At 67.0% G+C, this 18,587-nt stretch carries 15 protein-coding genes; 4 read left to right on the plus strand and 11 right to left on the minus strand.

The features are described 5' to 3' along the window. Positions 1-105: 105 nt before the first annotated feature. Positions 106-2,682, plus strand: a complete 2,577-nt coding sequence (locus PSEK12I1_RS23815) for an EAL domain-containing protein (RefSeq protein ID WP_231501008.1) — start codon at positions 106-108, stop codon at positions 2,680-2,682. 10 nt (positions 2,683-2,692) lie between these two features. Here PSEK12I1_RS23815 and PSEK12I1_RS0114265 read toward each other — a convergent pair whose 3' ends face one another. The 8 genes from PSEK12I1_RS0114265 to cydP form a co-directional block, all read right to left on the minus strand. Beyond that, positions 2,693-3,325 (minus strand): LysE family translocator, encoded by a 633-nt coding sequence (locus tag PSEK12I1_RS0114265; protein WP_027601953.1) that lies wholly within the window; start codon positions 3,323-3,325, stop codon positions 2,693-2,695. Positions 3,326-3,480: 155 nt separating this feature from the next. Then, positions 3,481-5,442, minus strand: a complete 1,962-nt coding sequence (locus PSEK12I1_RS0114270; RefSeq protein ID WP_037006997.1) for a methyl-accepting chemotaxis protein — start codon at positions 5,440-5,442, stop codon at positions 3,481-3,483. Between the two features lie 514 nt (positions 5,443-5,956). Next, a complete protein-coding gene (locus PSEK12I1_RS0114275) occupies positions 5,957-7,918 on the minus strand; it encodes a methyl-accepting chemotaxis protein (protein WP_037007000.1) in 1,962 nt (653 codons plus the stop codon). 217 nt (positions 7,919-8,135) lie between these two features. After that, positions 8,136-8,432, minus strand: a complete 297-nt coding sequence (locus tag PSEK12I1_RS0114280) for a cyd operon YbgE family protein (protein WP_051399117.1) — start codon at positions 8,430-8,432, stop codon at positions 8,136-8,138. Beyond that, positions 8,419-8,535 (minus strand): cytochrome bd-I oxidase subunit CydX, encoded by a 117-nt coding sequence (gene cydX, locus PSEK12I1_RS24410; protein ID WP_007158843.1) that lies wholly within the window; start codon positions 8,533-8,535, stop codon positions 8,419-8,421. The genes PSEK12I1_RS0114280 and cydX overlap by 14 nt, the downstream gene beginning before the upstream one ends. 23 nt (positions 8,536-8,558) lie before the next feature. Continuing rightward, positions 8,559-9,698: a cytochrome d ubiquinol oxidase subunit II gene (gene cydB, locus PSEK12I1_RS0114290; RefSeq protein ID WP_027601956.1), complete on the minus strand. Its 1,140-nt coding sequence runs from the start codon at positions 9,696-9,698 to the stop codon at positions 8,559-8,561. A gap of 10 nt (positions 9,699-9,708) precedes the next feature. Continuing rightward, complete coding sequence (locus tag PSEK12I1_RS0114295) at positions 9,709-11,322, minus strand: cytochrome ubiquinol oxidase subunit I (protein ID WP_027601957.1); 1,614 nt, start codon at positions 11,320-11,322, stop codon at positions 9,709-9,711. A 33-nt stretch (positions 11,323-11,355) separates the two neighbouring features. Next, on the minus strand, positions 11,356-11,499 hold the full coding sequence (gene cydP / locus PSEK12I1_RS24805) for a cytochrome oxidase putative small subunit CydP (protein WP_169742405.1): 144 nt from the start codon (positions 11,497-11,499) through the stop codon (positions 11,356-11,358). A gap of 259 nt (positions 11,500-11,758) precedes the next feature. Here cydP and PSEK12I1_RS0114305 point away from each other — a divergent pair, with 259 nt between their 5' ends. Together PSEK12I1_RS0114305 and PSEK12I1_RS0114310 are read left to right on the plus strand one after the other, a co-directional pair. Next, entirely contained in the window at positions 11,759-12,019 is a 261-nt protein-coding gene (locus PSEK12I1_RS0114305) for a hypothetical protein (RefSeq protein ID WP_027599766.1), read from the plus strand. Positions 12,020-12,099: 80 nt separating this feature from the next. Then, on the plus strand, positions 12,100-13,101 hold the full coding sequence (locus PSEK12I1_RS0114310) for a membrane dipeptidase (RefSeq protein WP_027601958.1): 1,002 nt from the start codon (positions 12,100-12,102) through the stop codon (positions 13,099-13,101). A 28-nt stretch (positions 13,102-13,129) separates the two neighbouring features. Here PSEK12I1_RS0114310 and PSEK12I1_RS0114315 read toward each other — a convergent pair whose 3' ends face one another. Together PSEK12I1_RS0114315 and PSEK12I1_RS0114320 are read right to left on the minus strand one after the other, a co-directional pair. Next, the gene (locus PSEK12I1_RS0114315) at positions 13,130-14,317 is read right to left on the minus strand and encodes an NAD(P)/FAD-dependent oxidoreductase (protein ID WP_027601959.1); all 1,188 of its coding nucleotides are present in this window, start codon (positions 14,315-14,317) and stop codon (positions 13,130-13,132) included. Positions 14,318-14,496: 179 nt separating this feature from the next. Further along, positions 14,497-15,000 carry an Lrp/AsnC family transcriptional regulator gene (locus PSEK12I1_RS0114320; protein WP_197027415.1) on the minus strand — a complete coding sequence of 168 codons (504 nt, stop codon included), beginning with the start codon at positions 14,998-15,000 and terminating at the stop codon, positions 14,497-14,499. Between the two features lie 138 nt (positions 15,001-15,138). Between PSEK12I1_RS0114320 and PSEK12I1_RS0114325 the strand changes: the two genes are divergently transcribed. Continuing rightward, the gene (locus PSEK12I1_RS0114325) at positions 15,139-16,074 is read left to right on the plus strand and encodes a DMT family transporter (protein ID WP_231501009.1); all 936 of its coding nucleotides are present in this window, start codon (positions 15,139-15,141) and stop codon (positions 16,072-16,074) included. 25 nt (positions 16,075-16,099) lie between these two features. Here the strand turns inward: PSEK12I1_RS0114325 and PSEK12I1_RS23820 are convergent, their stop codons facing one another. Then, positions 16,100-18,568 carry a PAS domain-containing protein gene (locus PSEK12I1_RS23820; protein WP_027601961.1) on the minus strand — a complete coding sequence of 823 codons (2,469 nt, stop codon included), beginning with the start codon at positions 18,566-18,568 and terminating at the stop codon, positions 16,100-16,102. Positions 18,569-18,587 lie beyond the last annotated feature (19 nt).

An 18,587-nucleotide genomic window follows, 5' to 3' on the forward strand; every position in this document is an offset into this window, starting at 1 on the left:
GGGGCTTCAAGCCGCCCAAGGCAGTGCCGATATAAAGGCAGACGATTACGGCCTGGCCGCCTGCCGTCAGCACCCCCGTACAACCCGTTGCAACAGGTCGCCCCCGTGCCTACCCAACTCAATCGTGTCGCCCGTCAGGCCTCCCTCGGCTTCTTCGCCCTGGTCACCCTCATCTTCGCCCTGGCGGGCTGGATGCTGTTCGACCTGTGCGCCCGCATCGACGAGCAGCAACGCCACCACAGCGAGGCGGACGCCCAGCGCGCGCTGGAAACGCGGGTGGACAAACTGGGCCGGGTGCTGACCGATTATTCCTTCTGGCTGGAGGCCTATGCGCGGACCAATAAGAAGGTCGACGTCAACTGGGCCTACGAGGAGGACAATGTGGGGCCGTCCCTCTACAGCGGCTACGGGGTGAACGGCGCCTTCATCCTGGCACCCAATGGCGTGACCCGCTATGCCGTGGTTGGCGGCGGCCGCAGCAAGATGCAACTGGACACCTGGCTCGGCGACGACCAGACGGCGCTGCTGGCGCAGGCGCGGGAACGCTCGCTCAAGGATGGCTATGCCCAGGGCTATTTCCTGATCGATGGCCAGCCGGCCAGCGTGCTGGCCGCGGTCATCCGCCCGGATGCGACCTACCAGGACTTCAAGCGGCTGTCCTATATGGTGTTCGTCGACATCCTCACGCCGGACAAGCTGGCCCAGCTCGGGCACGCCTTCGAATTGCCCGGGCTGACCGCGGAGCCCGGGGACCTGCCCGCCCTGGCGGAGCGGCCGACCCTGGTGGTGAGGTCCGATCCGGGTATCGCGGTGACCTTCCACTGGCTGGTGCATGGCATGGGGCATCGCCTGCTGACGCAATTCGTGCCGCTGCTGGCGACCATGTGTGGCCTGGCGCTGCTGCTGGTCTGGTACCTGCGCCGGCGGATCGCCCTGGCGGCGCGGCAGACCGACGTGGCCGAAGATGCCCTGAGGCACAGCGAGCAGCGCTTTCGTACCGTTTCCGAGGCCTCGTCCGACTGGATCTGGGAGAGCGACGCCGAACAGCGCCTGGTCTATCTCTCGGAGCGCTTCGTGGCCGTCACCGGCTTCAGCCGCGAAGACTGGCTGGGGCGTCCGCTGCACGAGTTGCTGGGCTACCCGCCGAGCCAGGTCGAGGAGGTGGCCCGGACGCCGCTGGCGGCCGGCCGCACCCGCCGTCCGCTGCCCTGCGAGATGCGCGATGCCCAGGCCAAGCTCAGGTACTGCCAGCTCTCGGCGCAGCCCATCATCAGCGGCGGCCTGCTGGCCGGCTTTCGCGGCACCGTATGCGACGTGACCGAGGAGATCGAGGCCAAGGCCCGCATCGAGCACATCAGCCGGCACGACGCCCTGACCGGACTGGCCAATCGTCATCAGCTGCACCGCTACCTGGCGCAGCGCTTCGCCGAGGGCGTCAGTGCCAGTCAGCCGCTGCATCTGCTGGCCCTCGACCTGGACCGCTTCAAGCCGGTCAACGACTCCCTCGGCCATGGGGCGGGCGATCAGGTGCTCTGCCAGGTCGCTCGCGAATTGCGCGCCAGCGTCCGGGAGGGCGATCTGGTCGCGCGCATCGGCGGCGATGAATTCCTGATCGCGGTGAACGGCTGCCTGAGTGCCGAGCAGGTGAGCCTGATGTGCAACCGGATGCTGGAGGGCATCGGCCGGACCATGCGCATCGACGAGCACGACATCAATATCGGCGCGAGCATCGGCATCGCCCAGGCGCCCCAGGATGGCCATGGCGCCGAGGATCTGCTGCGCTATGCGGACATCGCCCTGTACGAAGCCAAGGCCGCCGGGCGCAATACCCTGAGGTTCTACGAGCCCACCATGAACCAGCGCATCCTCGAGCGGCGCCAGCTGGAGACAGAGTTGCGCCTGGGATTGGAGCGGCTGGAATTCGAGCTGGATTTCCAGCCGCGATTCGACGCCAGCAGCCAGCGCCTGCTGGGCGCCGAGGCGCTGGTGCGCTGGAACCATCCTACGCGCGGTCGCCTGGCACCGGCCGAATTCATCGGGGTGGCGGAGGAGACCGGACTGATCCTCGGCCTGAGCGACTGGGTGCTGCAGGAAGCCTGCAGCCAGGCGGTGGTCTGGGAGCCGGAGCTGATCGTGTCCATCAACCTGTCGCCGCTGGAGTTCCAGCGCGACGATCTGGTCGCGCGGGTGCGCAAGGTGCTCGACCGCACCGGCATCGATCCGGCGCGGGTCGAGCTGGAGCTGACCGAGAACGTCCTGCTGGACGACGCCGCGGGCGCCCTGGAGTTGATGAAGAAGCTCAAGGCGCTGGGGGTGCGGCTGTCCATGGACGACTTCGGCACCGGCTATTCCTCGCTGAGCTATCTGCGCACCTATCCCTTCGATTGCCTGAAGATCGATCGCAGCTTCGTCTCCAACATCGAGGTGAGCGAGAGCAACGCGGCCATCGTCGAGGCCATCGTCAGCATGGGGCGGGCGCTGTCGCTCACGGTGGTGGCCGAGGGCATCGAGACCGCCGGCCAACTGGCGCGCATCGCCGATCTCAGGTGCGACCAGGCCCAGGGCTTCCATCTGCAGCGACCGCTGTCCCAGGCGCGGTTCGCGGCCTTGCGGCAGGAGCAGTCACGACCGCGGGAAGCGTCCAACGACGCCAGCCGCACCCTGGTCGCCACCAGGCACTAGGCACTAGGCACTAGGCACTAGGAGCGCCCAGGGCCGCACCCAGCAGCAGCGCGGCGAACAGCAGAAAGAGTCCGCCCGCCGCCCGGTTCAGGCGCGCGAGGGTGGAACCCGCGGTCAGGCGGGTACTCAAGGCTGCTGCGGCCCCGGCGTAGCTGCAGTGAATGAGGAGGCTCAACAGGCAGAAGCTCGCCACCAGCAGCACCAGTTGCGGCAGCACCGGGCGGTCGGCCTGGATGAAGGGCGGAAACAGCGCCAGAAAGAAGATAATCAGCTTGGGATTGGTGAGGGACACCAGCAGCCCTTGCCGGAGGCGTCTGGCGACGCCGATCGCCGGCCGGGTCGTGCCGGTCCGCTGGCCTGGAAGCGAGTCCTGGCGCAGACGACTCAGACCCAGCCAGCCCAGATAGAGCGCGCCGAGCAGTTGCAGCCCCTGCAGCGCCCGTGGCGAACTGCTCACCAGGGCGCCGAGCGCGGTGCTGGACAGAATGGCTACCAGCAGGATGCCCAGCACCACACCGAGGATGCCTGGCAGGGCGCCGCGCCACTGCAGCAGCAGGGCGTTGTTGACCGTGAGCAGCACGCCCGGACCGGGACTGGCAATGGTGAGGCCGCACAGCAGCAGGTAGATGGCAAAGGTATCCATGGCGTTTCCAGGCGGTCTGGTGGCCGGTCCTGGGCTGGCCGGTCCCCGCTGCCGGCGACCAGTCGCTGACAGCGGCGCCCAGTCTGGCGACAGGGCGCGCCGGCGTCGCCATCCAGAGGGGCGGCTTTTCCACCGTACAGCGGCCGGCGCGTGACTCAGGCCACCTGGAAGCGCCCCACCAGTGACTGCTGGGCGTCGGCCAGGCGGGCCAGTTCGCGACTGGTGACCGCGGTCTGCTCGGCACCGGCGCTGACCTGGATGACCAGCTCATGGATGTCGCTGACGTTGCGGCTGATGTCTTCGGCGACCTGGCTCTGCTGCTCGGCGGCCGAGGCCACCTGGATATTGCGATCGTTGATCAGGGTCACGCCCTCGGCGATCTCGCTGAGCAATTCGCCGGCGCGGAGCATGTTGCCGGCGCCGGTCTGCACCTGGCCGAGGGTCTCCTGCATGGCCTGGGCGGCGCGGTCGGTGCCGCTCTGCAGGCGGCTGATCATCTGCTGGATGCTGCCGGTGGACTGCTGGGTCTTTTGCGCCAGGGAGCGTACCTCGTCGGCCACCACGGCAAAGCCGCGACCGGCCTCACCGGCGCGCGCCGCCTCGATGGCCGCATTCAGCGCCAGGAGATTGGTCTGCCCGGCAATGCCATTGATCACGTCCAGCACGAGGGAGATGGCGTCGCTCTCCTGCTTGAGTTCGGCGATGATCTGCGCGGTGCGCTCGGCCTGCACCGACAGCCCCTGCACCAGGCCGATGGTGGCCTGCAATTCGTGGCGACCCTGGCGGGCGCTGGCCTCGACCTGCCGCGAGCCCTCGGCGGCTTCGCTGGTGCTGCGGGCGACATCCTTGACCGTGGCGCTCATCTCGGCGATGGCGGTGGCCATCTGATCGGTGCCCAGGCGTTGCTGGGTCACGTTTTCGCTTGTCTGGATGGCGACCGCCGAGGCTTCTTCGGCGGCGGTGGTGACCTGCTGGGTGGCCGCGCCGATCTCCTGGATGACCTGGCCGAGTTCCTGGCTCATCAGATTGAGGTTGCCGGTGATGGTGCCGAATTCGTCCCGGCCCTGGTAGACGCAACGGGCGCTGAGGTCGCGGGTCGCCAGGCGGGTGAGGGTGCCGTTGACCTGTTCGACCGCCTGCCTGATGTTGCGGATGACCAGCCACGCCAGCACCGAAACGGCCACAAGCAGCACCAGCATCAGGCCGAGGGTGGTCCAGAGATCGCGGCTGGCGCCGGCGCGTAGCTGTTCGGTGGTGGCGATGATGCTGGCGCCCAGCTCCGTTTCCAGGGTGCCCAGCTGATCGATGCGCTGGGTGGCCAGGTCGAACCAGGTGTCCGGCTGCACATTCAGCGGTCTACCCGGCGTCGTGTAGAGCGCGCGCCGCTGCAACTGCGCCAGCTCCAGGGCGCCGGGCTGCTTGAGGAGGTTCTCGAATCGCTGGACGACCTCGGGCGCGGACCTCTGCCTGAAGGCGTCGGCGTAGGCGGTGAATTCGCCGAGATTGCGTGCGATCTGCACCAGTAGCGGCAATTCCAGCCGATTCCTGCTGAAGGCTATCCCCAGCAGCGCGCGCTCGCGGCCGGCTCTTTCCTTCATCTCGACGAACAGATTCAGGGCATTCAGGGCGCGCTTGATCGCCGGATCCTCGACTTCGGCTTCGAGCTTGCTGTTGTAGCCGATCAACGCCTGGATCATCTCGGTATAGGCGGCACTGGATTGGGTACCGCTGATCGTCAGGCCGTCCACGGTGGTGCGCACCCCGGGCAGGCCGTCGAGGAGCTTCAGCACGGGTTGCAGGGCGGTATCGTCGCTGGCCACCCGGGCGCGCAAGGCGCCTTGGGCCTGGTCGCTGTCCTGGCGATAGGTTCGCAGGTCGTCACGCACGGCCGTGCCGCCACTGCTGAGAAAGGCGCCGCTGGCGCCCCGTTCGCGTTGCAGGTAGGTGATCAGGGTGCTGACGTCTTGCGCCGTGGCGCTGGCGGTCACGGTGTGATCGAGATTCTCCAGCGTCTGGTAGCGCTCCTTGAGGAAGAGACCGCAAATCAGCAGAAAGCCGGTCAGGGGCAGGAGCAGGATCAGCAGCAGCTTGGTACTCAGGGCGGCGTTCTTCAGCATCGGTCAGTCCTTCTATAGATGACCCTCGCGCTTGCTGGGACGCGAGGGATCGGTTCCATGAGAGGTCACCGCGCAGGCATCGCAGGAAAGGATTCCGCTGCGCAAAGCCTGACTGTTGCTTGCGGAAATACCCGGGTAGCGGATGCGCGCGCATGACCGGCTGTAATGTCTGCAAGTAGCGTGCTAGAGCGGTTCGTTGGTGTTGCTTGCCGATTCCCTGCTCGGTGTGGAACCGCGGAGTCGCCACCGGGGCTGAAGGGCGATGGCGGCAAAGGCCTGCGGTGGAAGGATCAAGCCGGGGCAGACGGTAGAACTCGGTACAGAGCACTGACGTCCGGGTTGGGGGCGAGGCTGGGCAGTGCCGAAGGGCGACCAAGCCCAGCGGCAGGGCAACGCAGGGAGGCGCGGAGGCGGGAGAGGATAGCGGGCGCGGGAAGAGCGAACTTGCAGCGGATGGCCAGAGAGGGGGACCTGGAGCTGTCCTCCTCGCTGGCCATCGAGTGCCTGGGTGGGGTCAGGCCACCCGGAAGCGGCCGACCAGCGCCTGCTGCTGTTCGGCGAGGCGCGCCAGTTCGCGACTGGTGACCGCGGTCTGCTCGGCACCGGCGCTGACCTGGATCACCAGGTCGTTGATGTCGTTGACGTTGCGACTGATCTCTTCGGCGACCTGGCTCTGCTGTTCGGCGGCCGAGGCGACCTGGATGGTGCGGTCGTTGATCAGGGTCACGCCCTCGGCGATCTCGCCCAGCAGCTCGCCGGCGCGAACCACATTGCTGGCGCCGGTCTGCACCTGGCTCAGGGTTTCCTGCATGGCCTGGGTGGCGCGGTCGGAGCCGGTCTGCAGATTATTGATCATCTGCTGGATGCTGCCGGTGGATTGCTGGGTCTTTTGCGCCAGGGAGCGAACCTCGTCGGCCACCACGGCGAAGCCACGCCCGGCCTCACCGGCGCGAGCGGCTTCGATGGCGGCGTTGAGCGCCAGCAGATTGGTCTGCTCGGCGATGCCGCGGATCACGTCCAGCACCGAGGAGATGGCATCGCTCTCGTGCTTGAGTTCGGCGATGATGTCCGAGGTCCGTTCGGCCTGCACCGACAGCCCCTGCACCAGGCCGATGGTGGCCTGCAATTCGCGACGACCCTGGCTGGTGTTGCCCTCGACCTGGCGCGAGCCCTCGGCGGCTTCGGTGGTGCTGCGGGCGACGTCCTTGACCGTCGCGCTCATCTCGGCGATGGCGGTGGCCACCTGATCGGTGCCCAGGCGCTGCTGGGCGACGTTCTGGCTGGTCTGGATGGCGACCGCCGAAGCCTCCTCGGCAGCGGTGGCGACCTGGACGGTGGCCGCGCCGATCTCCTGGATCACCTGGCCCAGCTCCTGGCTCATCTGGTTGAGGTTGCCGGTGATGGTGCCGAACTCGTCCTTGCCCTGATAGGCGCAACGGGCGGTGAGGTCACGGGTGGCCAGGCGGGTGAGGGTGCCATTGACCTGTTCGACCGCCTGCTTGATGTTGCGGATGATCACCCAGGCCAGCGCCGAGACGGCCACCAGCACCAGCAGCACCAGGCTCAGGGTGATCCAGAGATCGCGACTGGCAGCGGCGCGGGCCTGCTCGGCCTGGGCGCCGACGCTGGCGCCGAGGTCCGCCTCCACCTTGCCCATCAGGTCGATGCGCTGGGTGGCCAGGTTGAACCAGTCCTCCGGCTTGACGCCCAGGGCGTCGCCAAGGGGAACGGTAAAGGCCAGTTGCTGCAGGCGGCTGACTTCCTGGGCGCTGGGTTGCTTGAAGGTGTCGTCGAGCTGGCGGATGAACTCGGGCGTGGCCTTGCGCTGGAAGGCGTCGGCATAGGCGGAGAATTCGCCCAGGTTGCGGGCGAAGCGCGACAGCAGGCTGGCGTCGAAGCGATTCTGGTTGAAGGCCAGACCCAGGAGCACCCGCTCGCGACCGGCGCGTTCCTTCATCTCGACGAACAGATTGAGGGCGCCCAGGGCGCGCAGGATGGCCGGATCGTCGACCCCGGCTTCCAGCGAATGGGTGTAGCCGATCAGCGTCTTGATCAGGTCGGTGTAGGCCGCACCGGACTGGGTGCTGTTGAGCGCCAGGCCGTCGACCTTGGTGCGCAGCTCCGGCAGACCGTCCAGGGCACGCAGCAGGGCCTGGATGTTTGCATCGCTACCGCTGGCGAGGGTCTTGAGTTCGCCATGGGCGTTGTCGCTGTCCTGGCGGAAGGTCTTCAGCTTGTCCTGCATCGACTTGCCGCCGCTGCCGAGAAAGACGCCGCTGGCGCCGCGCTCGCGTTGCAGGCTGGTGATCACGGCGCTGATGCGTTGCGCCGTGGCACTGGCGGTGACCGTGTGCTCCATGTCCTTGAAGGTTTCGTAGCGGTCGGCGGTGTAGAGGCCCGAGATCACCAGGAAGCCAGCCAGCGGCAGCAGCAGGATCAGCAGGAGCTTGGTACTTAGGGGGGCATTCCTGAGCATGGTGGACTTCTCTGAGGCGGTCAGCAGGGGCGCCGGCGGCAAAGCGATCAGCCGTCGTGGGCGAGGTCGATTGCGGTTATGTCGGCACCCCGGGACGAACCTTTATAGTCAGGTTAATCAGTGGTGCGAGTGAGAGTGCACCAGGCTGTATGTCAGGCGGTACGCCGGGTGGTGCGTGCTGCGCCCGGGGAGGCCGGGCGCTAGGGTCAGACATCGATCAGCCCAGCTGCGCCCTGAAGAGCAGGGCGTAGCCGAGCACCAGCAGCGGCCAGCCCACCGCCGGCCCGAACACCAAGCGCCAGAGCCACAGGCGCGGCACGAAGCCGACGCCGTGGACCAGTCCGGCGGACACGCCCAGCATCACCGCCATCAGCAGCGGATGGCTGTAGTGGCCGCTGGCGTCGAGCATCAGCCCGGGGTGGATCAGCAGCAGCAGGGCCAGGGGCGCCGCCAGCAGCAGGGACAGCGTCCGCCCCAGCGGGTGGACGCGGGGCAGGGCTTCAGCATTCGGCATCGTCATGGACGTCCAGCTCCCGGGTGCTTTCCAGCCAGAGGGCGTTGATGATGCCGAAGCTCGCGGCGAGCAGGACACCGAGGATCCAGGTGAAGTACCACATGGCGTGTCTCCTTGAGAGGCTGATCAGTAGAGGCCGTGGGGGTTGGCGTCGATGAAGCGGTCATCGACCTTGCCCCACATGCGGACGTAGCTCCACAGGGTGTAGGCGAGGATGAGCGGCACGAAGAGGGCCGCGGCGACGAACATGATGCCCAGCGTCTTGTGGCTGGAGACGGCGTCCCAGACGGTCAGACTGGAGGCCGGATCCAGACTCGACGGCAGCACGAAGGGGAACAGCGCGCAGCCGGCGGTGGCGAGGGTGCCGACGATGGCCAGGGCCGTGCCGGTAAAGGCCAGACCGGCCTGGCGCCAGCTGCTGCCCAGCAGCGCGAGGACGCTGCCGAGTACAGCCACGACCGGGGCGATCAGGGTCAGCGGTTGGGCATGGTAGTTGGCCAGCCAGCCCGGGTTGCCGGCCGCGACCACCTTGTGCAGCGGATTCAGGGCAGTGCCCGGATCGCCCTGACTGATCAGCACGTAGCCGTCGATGCCATGGGCCAGCCAGACGCCGGCCAGGCCGAAGGTGGCGAGATGCAGCAGGGCGCACAGGCCGGTGGCGCGGCGGGCGCGCTCGCCCAGGGCCTGGTGGGTGCGCAGCATCAGCCAGCTGCCGCCATGGGCGCAGAGCATGGCCAGGCTGACCCCGCCGCAGAGCAGCGCGAAGGGGTTGAGCAGGGCGAAGAAGCTGCCGCTGTAGGTGGATCTGAGGGTGTCGTCGAGCTGGAAGGGCACGCCCTGGAAGAGATTGCCGAAGGCCACGCCGAACACCAGCGCCGGGACCAGGCTGCCGGTGAACAGGCCCCAGTCCCAGGCGCTGCGCCAGCGGCTGTTGTCCAGCTTGCTGCGGTAGTCGAAACCGACCGGGCGCAGGAACAGGGCGAAGAGCACCAGCAGCAGCGCCCAGTAGAGTCCGGAGAAGGCGGTGGCATAGACCATCGGCCAGGCGGCGAAGAGGGCGCCGCCGGCGGTGATGAACCACACCTGGTTGCCGTCCCAGTGCGGGGCGATGCTGTTGATGGCGGCGCGGCGTTCCTTGTCGGTCTTGCCGATCAGGGGCATGAGGATCATGGCGCCCATGTCGAATCCGTCGGTGAGGGCGAAGCCGATCAGCAGCACGCCGATCAGCACCCACCAGCTGAGCTTGAGGACTTCATAGTCGAACATGGCGGTCTCCTCAGACGTTGGCCGGGGCAGCGGGCTTGGCCACCGCAGCCTGGCGCAGGGCGTCGCCGACCTGGGCGGCGCGTTCATGGAAGTAGCGGCCGGTATGCAGGCTGCTCGGGCCGAGGCGGGCGAAGCGGATCATCAGGTACAGCTCCACGATCAGCAGCAGGGTGTAGAAGGTGACCAGGGCGCCGATGGAACCCCAGAGGTCGGCTGGGGCCAGGGTCGAGGCCGACAGGTGGGTGGGCAGCACCTCGCTGATGGTCCAGGGCTGGCGACCATGCTCGGCGACCCACCAGCCGGTCTGGGTGGCGATCCAGGGCAGGGGCAAGCTGAACAGCGCCCACTTCAGCAGCCAGGGCTTCCTGAGTTCGTTGCGCCGGGTCGAGGCCCAGAAGGCGCAGAGGAACAGGGCCAGCATCAGCACGCCGCTGGCGACCATGATGCGGAAGGTCCAGAACACGCTCGCCACGTTGGGGATGGTGTCCAGGGCGGCCTTGCGCACCTGCTCGTCGGAGGCGGCAGGCAGATCGTTGGTGTATTTCTTGAGCAGCAGGCCATAGCCCAGGTCATGCTTGCGGGCATCGAAGGCGGCGCGGGTGACGGCGGAGTCGTCGCCGGCGCGCAGGCGCTCCAGCAGGGCATAGGCCTGGGCGCCGCTGCGGATGCGTTCTTCGTAGTGCTTGACCAGATCCTTGATGCCGGTGACCTGCTCGGTGGTGGAGCGGGTGGCGATCAGGCCCATCACATAGGGGATCTTTACCGCGTAGTCGGTGCGCATCTCCTGCTGGTTGGGGATCCCGAACAGGGTGAAGGAGGCAGGGGCTGCCTCGGTGTTCCACTCGGCTTCGATGGCGGCCAGCTTGACCTTCTGTACCTCGCCCACGCGATAGCCGGATTCGTCGCCCAGCACGATCACCGAGATGACTGCGGCCATGCCGAAGGCGGCGGCCACGGCAAAGGAACGCCGGGCGAAGCCGATGTCGCGGCCCTTGAGCAGGTAGTAGCTGGAGATCGCCAGGACGAAGATGGCGCCGGTGACATAACCCGAGGCCACGGTGTGGACGAACTTCACCTGGGCCACGGGGTTGAGCAGCAGAGCGCCGAAGTCGACCAGCTCCATGCGCATGGTGACGTAGTTGAATTCGGCACCGACCGGATTCTGCATCCAGCCGTTGGCCACCAGGATCCACAGCGCGGAGAGATTCGAGCCCAGGGCCACCAGCCAGGTCACCAGCAGGTGCTGCCCTTTCGACAGCCGCTCCCAGCCAAAGAAGAACAGCCCGATCAGCGTCGATTCGAGGAAGAAGGCCATCAGGCCCTCGATGGCCAGGGGCGCGCCGAAGATGTCGCCGACATAGTGGGAGTAGTAGGCCCAGTTAGTGCCGAACTGGAACTCCATGGTCAGGCCGGTGGTGACGCCCAGGGCGAAGTTGATGCCGAACAGCTTGCCCCAGAACTGGGTCATGTCCTTGTAGACCTGTTTGCCGGTCATCACATAGACCGACTCCATGATCCCCAGGATCACCACCAGCCCCAGGGTCAGGGGCACGAAGATGAAGTGATACAGCGCGGTCATGCCGAATTGCAGGCGTGACAGGTCCACGACGGATTCCGAGATCATCCCGGCAATCTCCTCAAGCGAAGGGAAGGGGTACTAGTCCAGCAGGTGGGCGCTGACCGCCTGGGTGGCGTTGGGCGGCACCGTGGGGGCGCTGAACCAGAGGCTCTTGATCGCCATGAGCAGCGCCAGCTTGATCAGCAGGATGATCAGCAGTTCCTTGACCAGGCGTCCGTTCATGGCGACCTCGCGAGCCGTGGCGCCGCTCCAGGACGGAGTGGCGGCTGCATGCAGGATGCGCCTGCTGGCCCTGGGCAAAACTGATCCAGATCAATTGGCCAGTGGCCATCGCCTGGGGCAGGTTGTCGCAGTCGTTCAGGTCGGGTTCAGAGGGGTTAAGACAGCGTTAAGACGCCTGGGCGCAAGGTGGAACCGTGACTGACGCCGGCCCGCTGCCGCGGCGACGCCAGCCCCCGTGTTCAAGACAGGAGGATCCACCATGAACGTCTTCAACAAGATGGCCGCTCTCGCCCTGCTCAGCACCGCCAGCTACACCGCCATGGCCGCCGAGATCAACGAAAGACGCGCCCAGGCCGCACTGCAGCCCAAGGCGGCCCAGTCCGAGGTCGTCGCGGTGCAGGCGCAGGCACCGGCACGCTGGGACCAGGTGCTCGATCCTCAGGCCTATGGCCAGGCGTCGGTGCGCTATCAGGCAAGGGTCGTGGATCCGGCGCTGCTGCGGACCGTGAACGTCGGTTAGCGCCGCGGCGGGCCGGGCGGACCCCGGCCCCCGTTCGCATGCTATGTTGCATCCCTCGAGACGTGCGTAGGGGGACGCCAATGCAGCCGGTCACAGCCATATCCGCGGGACTCGGGCCGATCCGCTGGGAGGCGCATGCCTGCCTGCCCCTGGTGCCGGGGCAGGACATGTCCGGCTTGCATCGCTATCGCGACGCCGGCTTCCATCATGTGTCGATCAACGTCGGCATGGACATGACGCCTTTCGCGATGGTGGTGCAAACCCTCGCGGATTTCCGCGCCTGGCTGGCGCGGCATGAGGCGCACTTCCGTCTGGTCGGCACGGTGGCCGACATCCACCGGGCGCGTGAGCAAGGCAAGCTGGCCGTGTCCTTCGATCTCGAAGGCTCGACCATGCTGCTCGACGACCCGGCGATGGTCGGGCTCTATGCCAGTCTCGGGGTGCGCCAGATGCTGCTCGCCTACAACCGCGACAACAGCTGCGCCGGGGGTTGCCATGGCGCGGGGGGCGGTTTGACGGCGCTGGGTCGCGAGATGGTGGCGGCCGGCAATGCGGCGGGCATCACCCTCGACTGTGCCCACGCGAGCGAGCGCGCCAGCCTGGAGATCATGGCGGTGTCGACACGGCCGGTGGTCTTTTCCCACACCAACATCAAGGCGCTCCACGAGCATCCGCGGACGGTGAGCGATCGCCAGATCCGCGCCTGCGCCGACCAGGATGGGGTGATCGGCTTGACCGGGCTAGGCATCTTTCTGGGTGATCCCGCGGCTTCGGTGGCCAGCTTTGTCCGCCAGATCGACTACCTGGCGGAGCGGGTCGGGATTCGCCATATCGGCATCGGGCTGGATACCGAATTGTGCCCGGCCGACCATGACCTGCCCGCTGGCGTCGACGCCGAAGACTGGTGGCCCGCACGCCACTATGGACAGCCGCATGGTCATACCCAGCTGCAACCCGAGGCGCTACCTGAACTGATACACCAACTGGTGGGACGGGGCTACACCGCCGCCGACATCGACGCCATCCTGGGCGGGAATTTCCTGCGCATCGCGAGCCAGACCTGGCCGTCTGCGGCTGCCTGAGTCCAGGCGCAAAGCGCTTTGCCCTGGCCTAGACGTACTGCGCCGCCGCGTAACCCGACGCCCAGGCCCACTGGAAGTTGAAACCGCCCAGGTGGCCGGTGACATCCAGCACCTCGCCGATGAAGTACAGGCCGGGCGACTTGAGCGACTCCAGGGTCTTGGACGACACCTCGCGGGTGTCGACGCCGCCCAGGGTGACCTCGGCGGTCCGGTAGCCCTCGGTGCCCGCCGGGACCAGTTGCCAGTCGTGCAGGCGGGCGGCGATGGCCTTGAGTTCGTCCGGGGTGTATTGCTTCAGCGGCCGGGACTGGAACCAGCTGTCGGCGAGCAGCGTGGCCATCTTCTTGGTGAACAGCTCGCCCAGCAGGGTCTTGAGTTCGCTGTTGGGCCGCGCCTGGCGCTGCTCGGCGAGCCACTGGGCCAGGTCCAGGTGCGGCAGCAGGTCGATGCTGAGGCTGTCGCCGGGTTGCCAGTAGGAGGAGATCTGCAGGATCGCCGGACCGCTGAGGCCACGGTGGGTGAACAGCAGATTCTCGACGAAGCTCTGGCCGTTGCAACTGATCCGGCAGTCTTCCACCGCCGTGCCGGACAGGGCGCTGCAGAATTCCTTGAGCTGCGGATCGGTGACGGTGAAGGGCACCAGACCGGCGCGGGTCGGCAGCAGCTGATGGCCGAACTGGCGGGCGACCTGATAGCCGAAGCCGGTGGCGCCGAGAGTCGGGATGGACAGGCCGCCGGTGGCGATCACCAGGGACTCGCCACGCACCGGGCCCAGGCTGGTCTGCAGCTGATAGCCGCCCGGGTCGAGGCGGGCGATCTCCTGCACCGAGGTATTGAGGCGGATGTCGACGCCGCCCTGTTCGCACTCGTCCAGCAGCAGGGCGAGAATGTCGCTGGCCTTGTTGTCGCAGAACAGCTGGCCGAGCTTCTTCTCGTGGTAGGGCACGCCGTGTTTGGCCACCAGGGCGATGAAGTCCCATTGGGTGTAGCGCGCCAGTGCCGATTTGCAGAAATGCGCGTTCTGCGAGAGGAAGTTGGCGGGCTCGCAATAGAGGTTGGTGAAGTTGCAGCGGCCGCCGCCGGACATGAGGATCTTCTTGCCGGCCTTGTTGGCATGGTCGAGTACCAGCACCCGGCGCCCGCGCGCGGCGGCGCTCAGGGCGCACATCAAACCGGCCGCGCCGGCACCGATGATGATGACCTGGGTCTCGAACACTGTGACTCCTTACCGAGAGAAAGGGGCCTTTGGCCCGCGGCGGCGCATGTTACCCGATCACTCGCCCGGGGTGGATGGCCGCCGTCGCGTCGCGGGTCCGGCTGTCCGGCACCTCCCATAGGCGCGGGCGGCGATCCGTGGGCCTCCTCGGCCACGCTTGAGCGCGACAGCGGGCAGTCTCAGCGACGGCTGCCCGCCGCCCGTCCGCGCAGGTGATTGGTCGGTAGGGCGGTGGTGTACTTCACCTGGCTCAGGGCGAAGCTCGATCTGATGCTGGCGACGACGGGGATGGTCGTGAGGCAATCCAGCAGCAGCGTCTGGTACTTGGCCAGGTCCTCGCTCACCACCCTGAGCATGAAGTCGGCCTCGCCGCTCATCAGGTAGCACTCCATGACCTCCGGACGCTCCTTGATCGCATCCGTGAAGACCTCCAGCGACTGCTTGTCCTGCAGCTTGAGCGACACATGCACGAAAACGTTGATGGCGAGCCCCAGCGCGGCCGGATCGACCAGGGTCACGGCGCCGCGCAAGACGCCATGCTCCTTCATGTCCGCCACGCGCCGCCAACAGGGGGACGTCGAGAGTCCGGCGATTTCCGCCAGTTCGGCATTGCTCAGTTCGGCGTTCTGCTGCAGGGCATCCAGGATGCGCAGGCTGGCATCGTCGAGTTTGGCGCGGTTCACGGTAGGAATTTCCTCTTTGCGAGCTCTGCAGGGTTGGATTTACCGATATTTCCATTTTTTACGAAGAGAAAGGTGCGTTTTCTCGCGCGAGCGGAAATAGCATAACTCCGAGTGATCCATGGGCAACAGGGTGGCATCGTGAGCGCTACGATTCGGCAGAACCTCGACCTTCCAGGCAAGGCCTTCGGGCTTTCCTCCACCTATGTCGCGCTCGGCGTCATGGTGCTGCTGTGGGGAAGCAGCTGGCCGGTGACCAAGCTCGCCCTGCAATCGGTGCCGCCGCTCTGGCTGGCGACCGTGAGATTCGCCAGCGCCGCGATCTGCCTGTGCCTCTACCTGGCGCTGCGGGGACAACTCAGGCTACCCACCCGGCAGGACCTGCCGATCATCGCCAGCGTGGGACTGCTGCAGATGATGACCTTCACCGGGCTTGGCATGGTGGCCATGGTGCAGATCGACACCAGCAGGGCCGTGCTGCTGGCCTACACCACGCCCCTGTGGTGCGTGCTGGTCGCCTGGCTGCTGTTTCGCCAGGCGCCGTCGCGCCTGCAGCTGACCGGATTGTCCATCGGCATGGCCGGGGTGGTCGCCGTCTGCAGTCCCGCGGAACTCGACTGGACGCAGCCGGGCACCGTGAAGGGGGCACTCTTTCTCCTGCTCGCCGCGGTGAGCTGGGCGCTCGTTATCCTCCATGTGAAGCGCCATCGCTGGGTGACGTCGCCGCTGGCACTGGCACCCTGGCAGATGCTGCTGGCCGTGGTGCCCCTGGCCTTTGCCGCCTGGCTGAGCGAAGGCTGGCCGACCGCCGTCACCCTGGATACCCGGCTGTTGCAGGAGCTGTTCTTTATCGGTCCGATCGCCACCTCGGCCTGTTTCGTCATCTCGGCGGAGTTCGGTCGGAGGATATCCACCTTCGCCATGTCGACCGTCACGCTCGGGGTGCCCCTGGTGGGAACCCTGGCGTCCTGCCTGGCGTTTGGCGCCACCGTGTCGAGCCTGTTCGTCGCCGGGCTCGGCCTGGTGGTGGCGGGGGTGCTCGTCTCGGCCCTGGCGGTGCGCCCCGGCCGTGCCTGAGCCTGACCGTCCGTACCGCGGCGCCCTAGGTGGTCAGGTGCGTCGTGGTTTCTTCGAGGATCTGCTGCAGCCGGCGTGACAGGGCCTCCGCCGAATAGGGCTTGTGGATCAGCTCGAAGCCCTGGGCGCCATTGGTCGCCAGGACGTGGCTGTAGCCGGAGGTCAGCAGGATCGGCAGGCAGCGATAGAGGCGTCTGATCTCGATGGCCAGCTCCAGCCCGCTCATGCCGGGCATGACGACGTCCGAGAAGACCACGTCGAATCGACCCGGCTGGTCGGCGAGCAGGTCGAGGGCGCGCTCGGCGTTGGTGGCCAGGACTGCGTGGTAGCCGAGGCCACTCAACAGCTCGACCGCGAAGGTACCCACCTCGAGGTTGTCCTCGACCACCAGGACGGTGATCCCGCTGCCATCGGCCGCCGCGACGAACTCCTCGAGGGCCGGTTGCGGCTCGGTTGCCGGCGCGAGCGGCAGATAGAGGTGGAAGGTCGTCCCGCGGCCGACCTCGCTGGTGACCCGCACCTCGCCACCGGACTGCTTGATGAAGCCGAACACCTGACTCAGGCCGAGTCCGGTGCCCTGGCCGACTCTCTTGGTGGTGAAGAAGGGCTCGAAGATCTGCTCCAGGTGTTCCCGGGCGATGCCACTGCCGTTGTCCGCCAGGGTGATGGCCACGGCCGGGAGGTCCAGCGCTGGCTGAGCCCCGCCGGCCGGAATGCCGGCGACGGTCATTACGCCTATGGTCAGGCGTCCGGCACCGCTCATGGCGTCGCGGGCGTTCACCGCGATGTTCACCATCGCGGTATCGAACTGGCTGGGGTCGGCATAGACCAGGCACGGGTCATCGCCTACCTCGAGCTCGATGCCCACCTGCGAACCCAGCAGGGTTTCCAGCATGTCACCCATGGCCAGGACATTGTCCCGCGCGGAAAACACCTCGGGCGCCAGGGCCTGGCGCCGGGCGAAGGCCAGCAGTTGCCCGGTCAATCGCGCGGCGCGATCCACGGTGGTGGAGATCGCTTCCAGGTAGCGCTCGCGTCGCGCATCGCTGAGGTTGGGGCGCTTGAGCAGGTCGCAGGAGGTGCGGGCGACGGTGAGCAGGTTGTTGAAGTCGTGGGCCACGCCCCCGGTGAGCTGGCCGATGGCTTCCATCTTCTGCGCCTGGCGCAGGGCGTCTTCGGCGGCCGCGAGATCCAGCGTCTGCTGGCGTTGCTGGGTCACGTCGCGCACGGTGGCATAGATGAGTTCGCCGTTGCGCGTGGCATTCCAGGAAAACCAGCGGTAGGTGCCGTCGCGGTGGCGATAGCGGTTTTCGAAGCTGACCAGCGCCATGCCCTGCTTGACGTCGCGAAACGCCTGGCGCGTGGCGACGAGGTCGTCATCGTGGACGAAGGTCAGGAAGGGACGGGCCTTGAGCTCGTCGAGCGACCAGCCCAGGGTCGCCGTCCAGGCCGGATTGAGGTTGACGAAGAAGCCTTCGAGGTCGGCCACGCACAGCGGATCGGTAGAGCAGTTCCAGATCTGGTCGCGCTCGGCGGTGCGCTCCGAGATGCGTAGCTCCAGCTCGTCGTTGAGCGCGGCAATGGCTTCGGCACGGGCCTGCTGCGCCTGCTGGGCGAGGATGCGACTGCTGATGTCGCGCGAGATGCAGACGATCTTGACCTCGCCGGTGCCGGCCACCGCGAAGGGCGAACAGGACACCTCCCACCAGCGCGGCTCGCCCCGGGCCGTGGGGCAGAATCCCTCGACCCGGGTGCCCTGGCCTTCGACGGCGCGCCTGACGGCGTGGCGGATCTTCTCGACCTCCGCGTCAGGCCAGAGCGCGGCGTATTCGCAGCCCATCACCTGATCGACGGACTGCAACTGGTTGAGCTCCAGGCCCTGGGCGTTCATGAATTCGATATGGCCCCCGGCGGAGAGGACCTTGACGCAATCCAGGCTGGCCTGGAGCAGGCTGCGGGAAAAGCCTTCGCTGTGCAGCACGTTGCGGGCGGCCACGAAGCGGCGCTGGGCGTCGATCTCCAGCGCGATCATGCTGGCGAAGAGTTCGAAGGCGGGCAGGATCTCCGGGCTGCTGGGCTTGGCCGGCTGCGGATCGATGGCGCAGAGGGTGCCGAAGAAGCTGCCGTCCTCCAGCACGATGGGGACCGAGATATAGCTGCGCAGGCCGTACTGCCTGGGCGTGTGATGGTGGCGATAGAGCTCGTCCCGCGCCACGTCGTCGATCACCACCGGCTGGCGATGGTCGCGGATCTCGTCGCAGATGGTCGATTTGACGTCCAGTTCGCCACCGGGCTCCAGGCCGAAGCCGATCAGGTCGAGGGTACTGCAGGCGATCCAGCGATCGTCGGTCACCCGGGCGACGGCGGCGAAGCCCATCCCTGTCATCCGACAGACCACGTCCAGGATCCTGGGTACCGCGGCGATCTCGGCAATGAGATCGATGTCCTGGGACAGGAGGTACGAGGGGACTGGAGTCGAGGTGAGAGTGCTCATCGGGTCGCTCGTACGGTGC

The sequence above is a fragment of the Pseudomonas sp. MOIL14HWK12:I1 genome (assembly GCF_000510705.1).
In the GTDB taxonomy this organism is placed as follows: domain Bacteria; phylum Pseudomonadota; class Gammaproteobacteria; order Pseudomonadales; family Pseudomonadaceae; genus Chryseomonas; species Chryseomonas oryzihabitans.

Excerpts from the sequence above, each read along its gene's own strand:
- PSEK12I1_RS0114310 (WP_027601958.1), top strand. The coding sequence starts at position 12,100 with ATGCAGCCGGTCACAGCCATATCCGCGGGACTCGGGCCGATCCGCTGG.
- PSEK12I1_RS0114275 (WP_037007000.1), bottom strand. The coding sequence starts at position 7,918 with ATGCTCAGGAATGCCCCCCTAAGTACCAAGCTCCTGCTGATCCTGCTG.
- PSEK12I1_RS0114265 (WP_027601953.1), bottom strand. The coding sequence starts at position 3,325 with ATGGATACCTTTGCCATCTACCTGCTGCTGTGCGGCCTCACCATTGCC.
- PSEK12I1_RS0114305 (WP_027599766.1), top strand. The coding sequence starts at position 11,759 with ATGAACGTCTTCAACAAGATGGCCGCTCTCGCCCTGCTCAGCACCGCC.
- PSEK12I1_RS0114270 (WP_037006997.1), bottom strand. The coding sequence starts at position 5,442 with ATGCTGAAGAACGCCGCCCTGAGTACCAAGCTGCTGCTGATCCTGCTC.
- cydX (WP_007158843.1), bottom strand. The coding sequence starts at position 8,535 with ATGTGGTACTTCACCTGGATCCTCGGTGTCCTGCTCGCCGCGAGCTTC.
- cydB (WP_027601956.1), bottom strand. The coding sequence starts at position 9,698 with ATGTTCGACTATGAAGTCCTCAAGCTCAGCTGGTGGGTGCTGATCGGC.
- cydP (WP_169742405.1), bottom strand. The coding sequence starts at position 11,499 with ATGAACGGACGCCTGGTCAAGGAACTGCTGATCATCCTGCTGATCAAG.
- PSEK12I1_RS0114280 (WP_051399117.1), bottom strand. The coding sequence starts at position 8,432 with ATGCCGAATGCTGAAGCCCTGCCCCGCGTCCACCCGCTGGGGCGGACG.
- PSEK12I1_RS0114295 (WP_027601957.1), bottom strand. The coding sequence starts at position 11,322 with ATGATCTCGGAATCCGTCGTGGACCTGTCACGCCTGCAATTCGGCATG.
- PSEK12I1_RS23820 (WP_027601961.1), bottom strand. The coding sequence starts at position 18,568 with ATGAGCACTCTCACCTCGACTCCAGTCCCCTCGTACCTCCTGTCCCAG.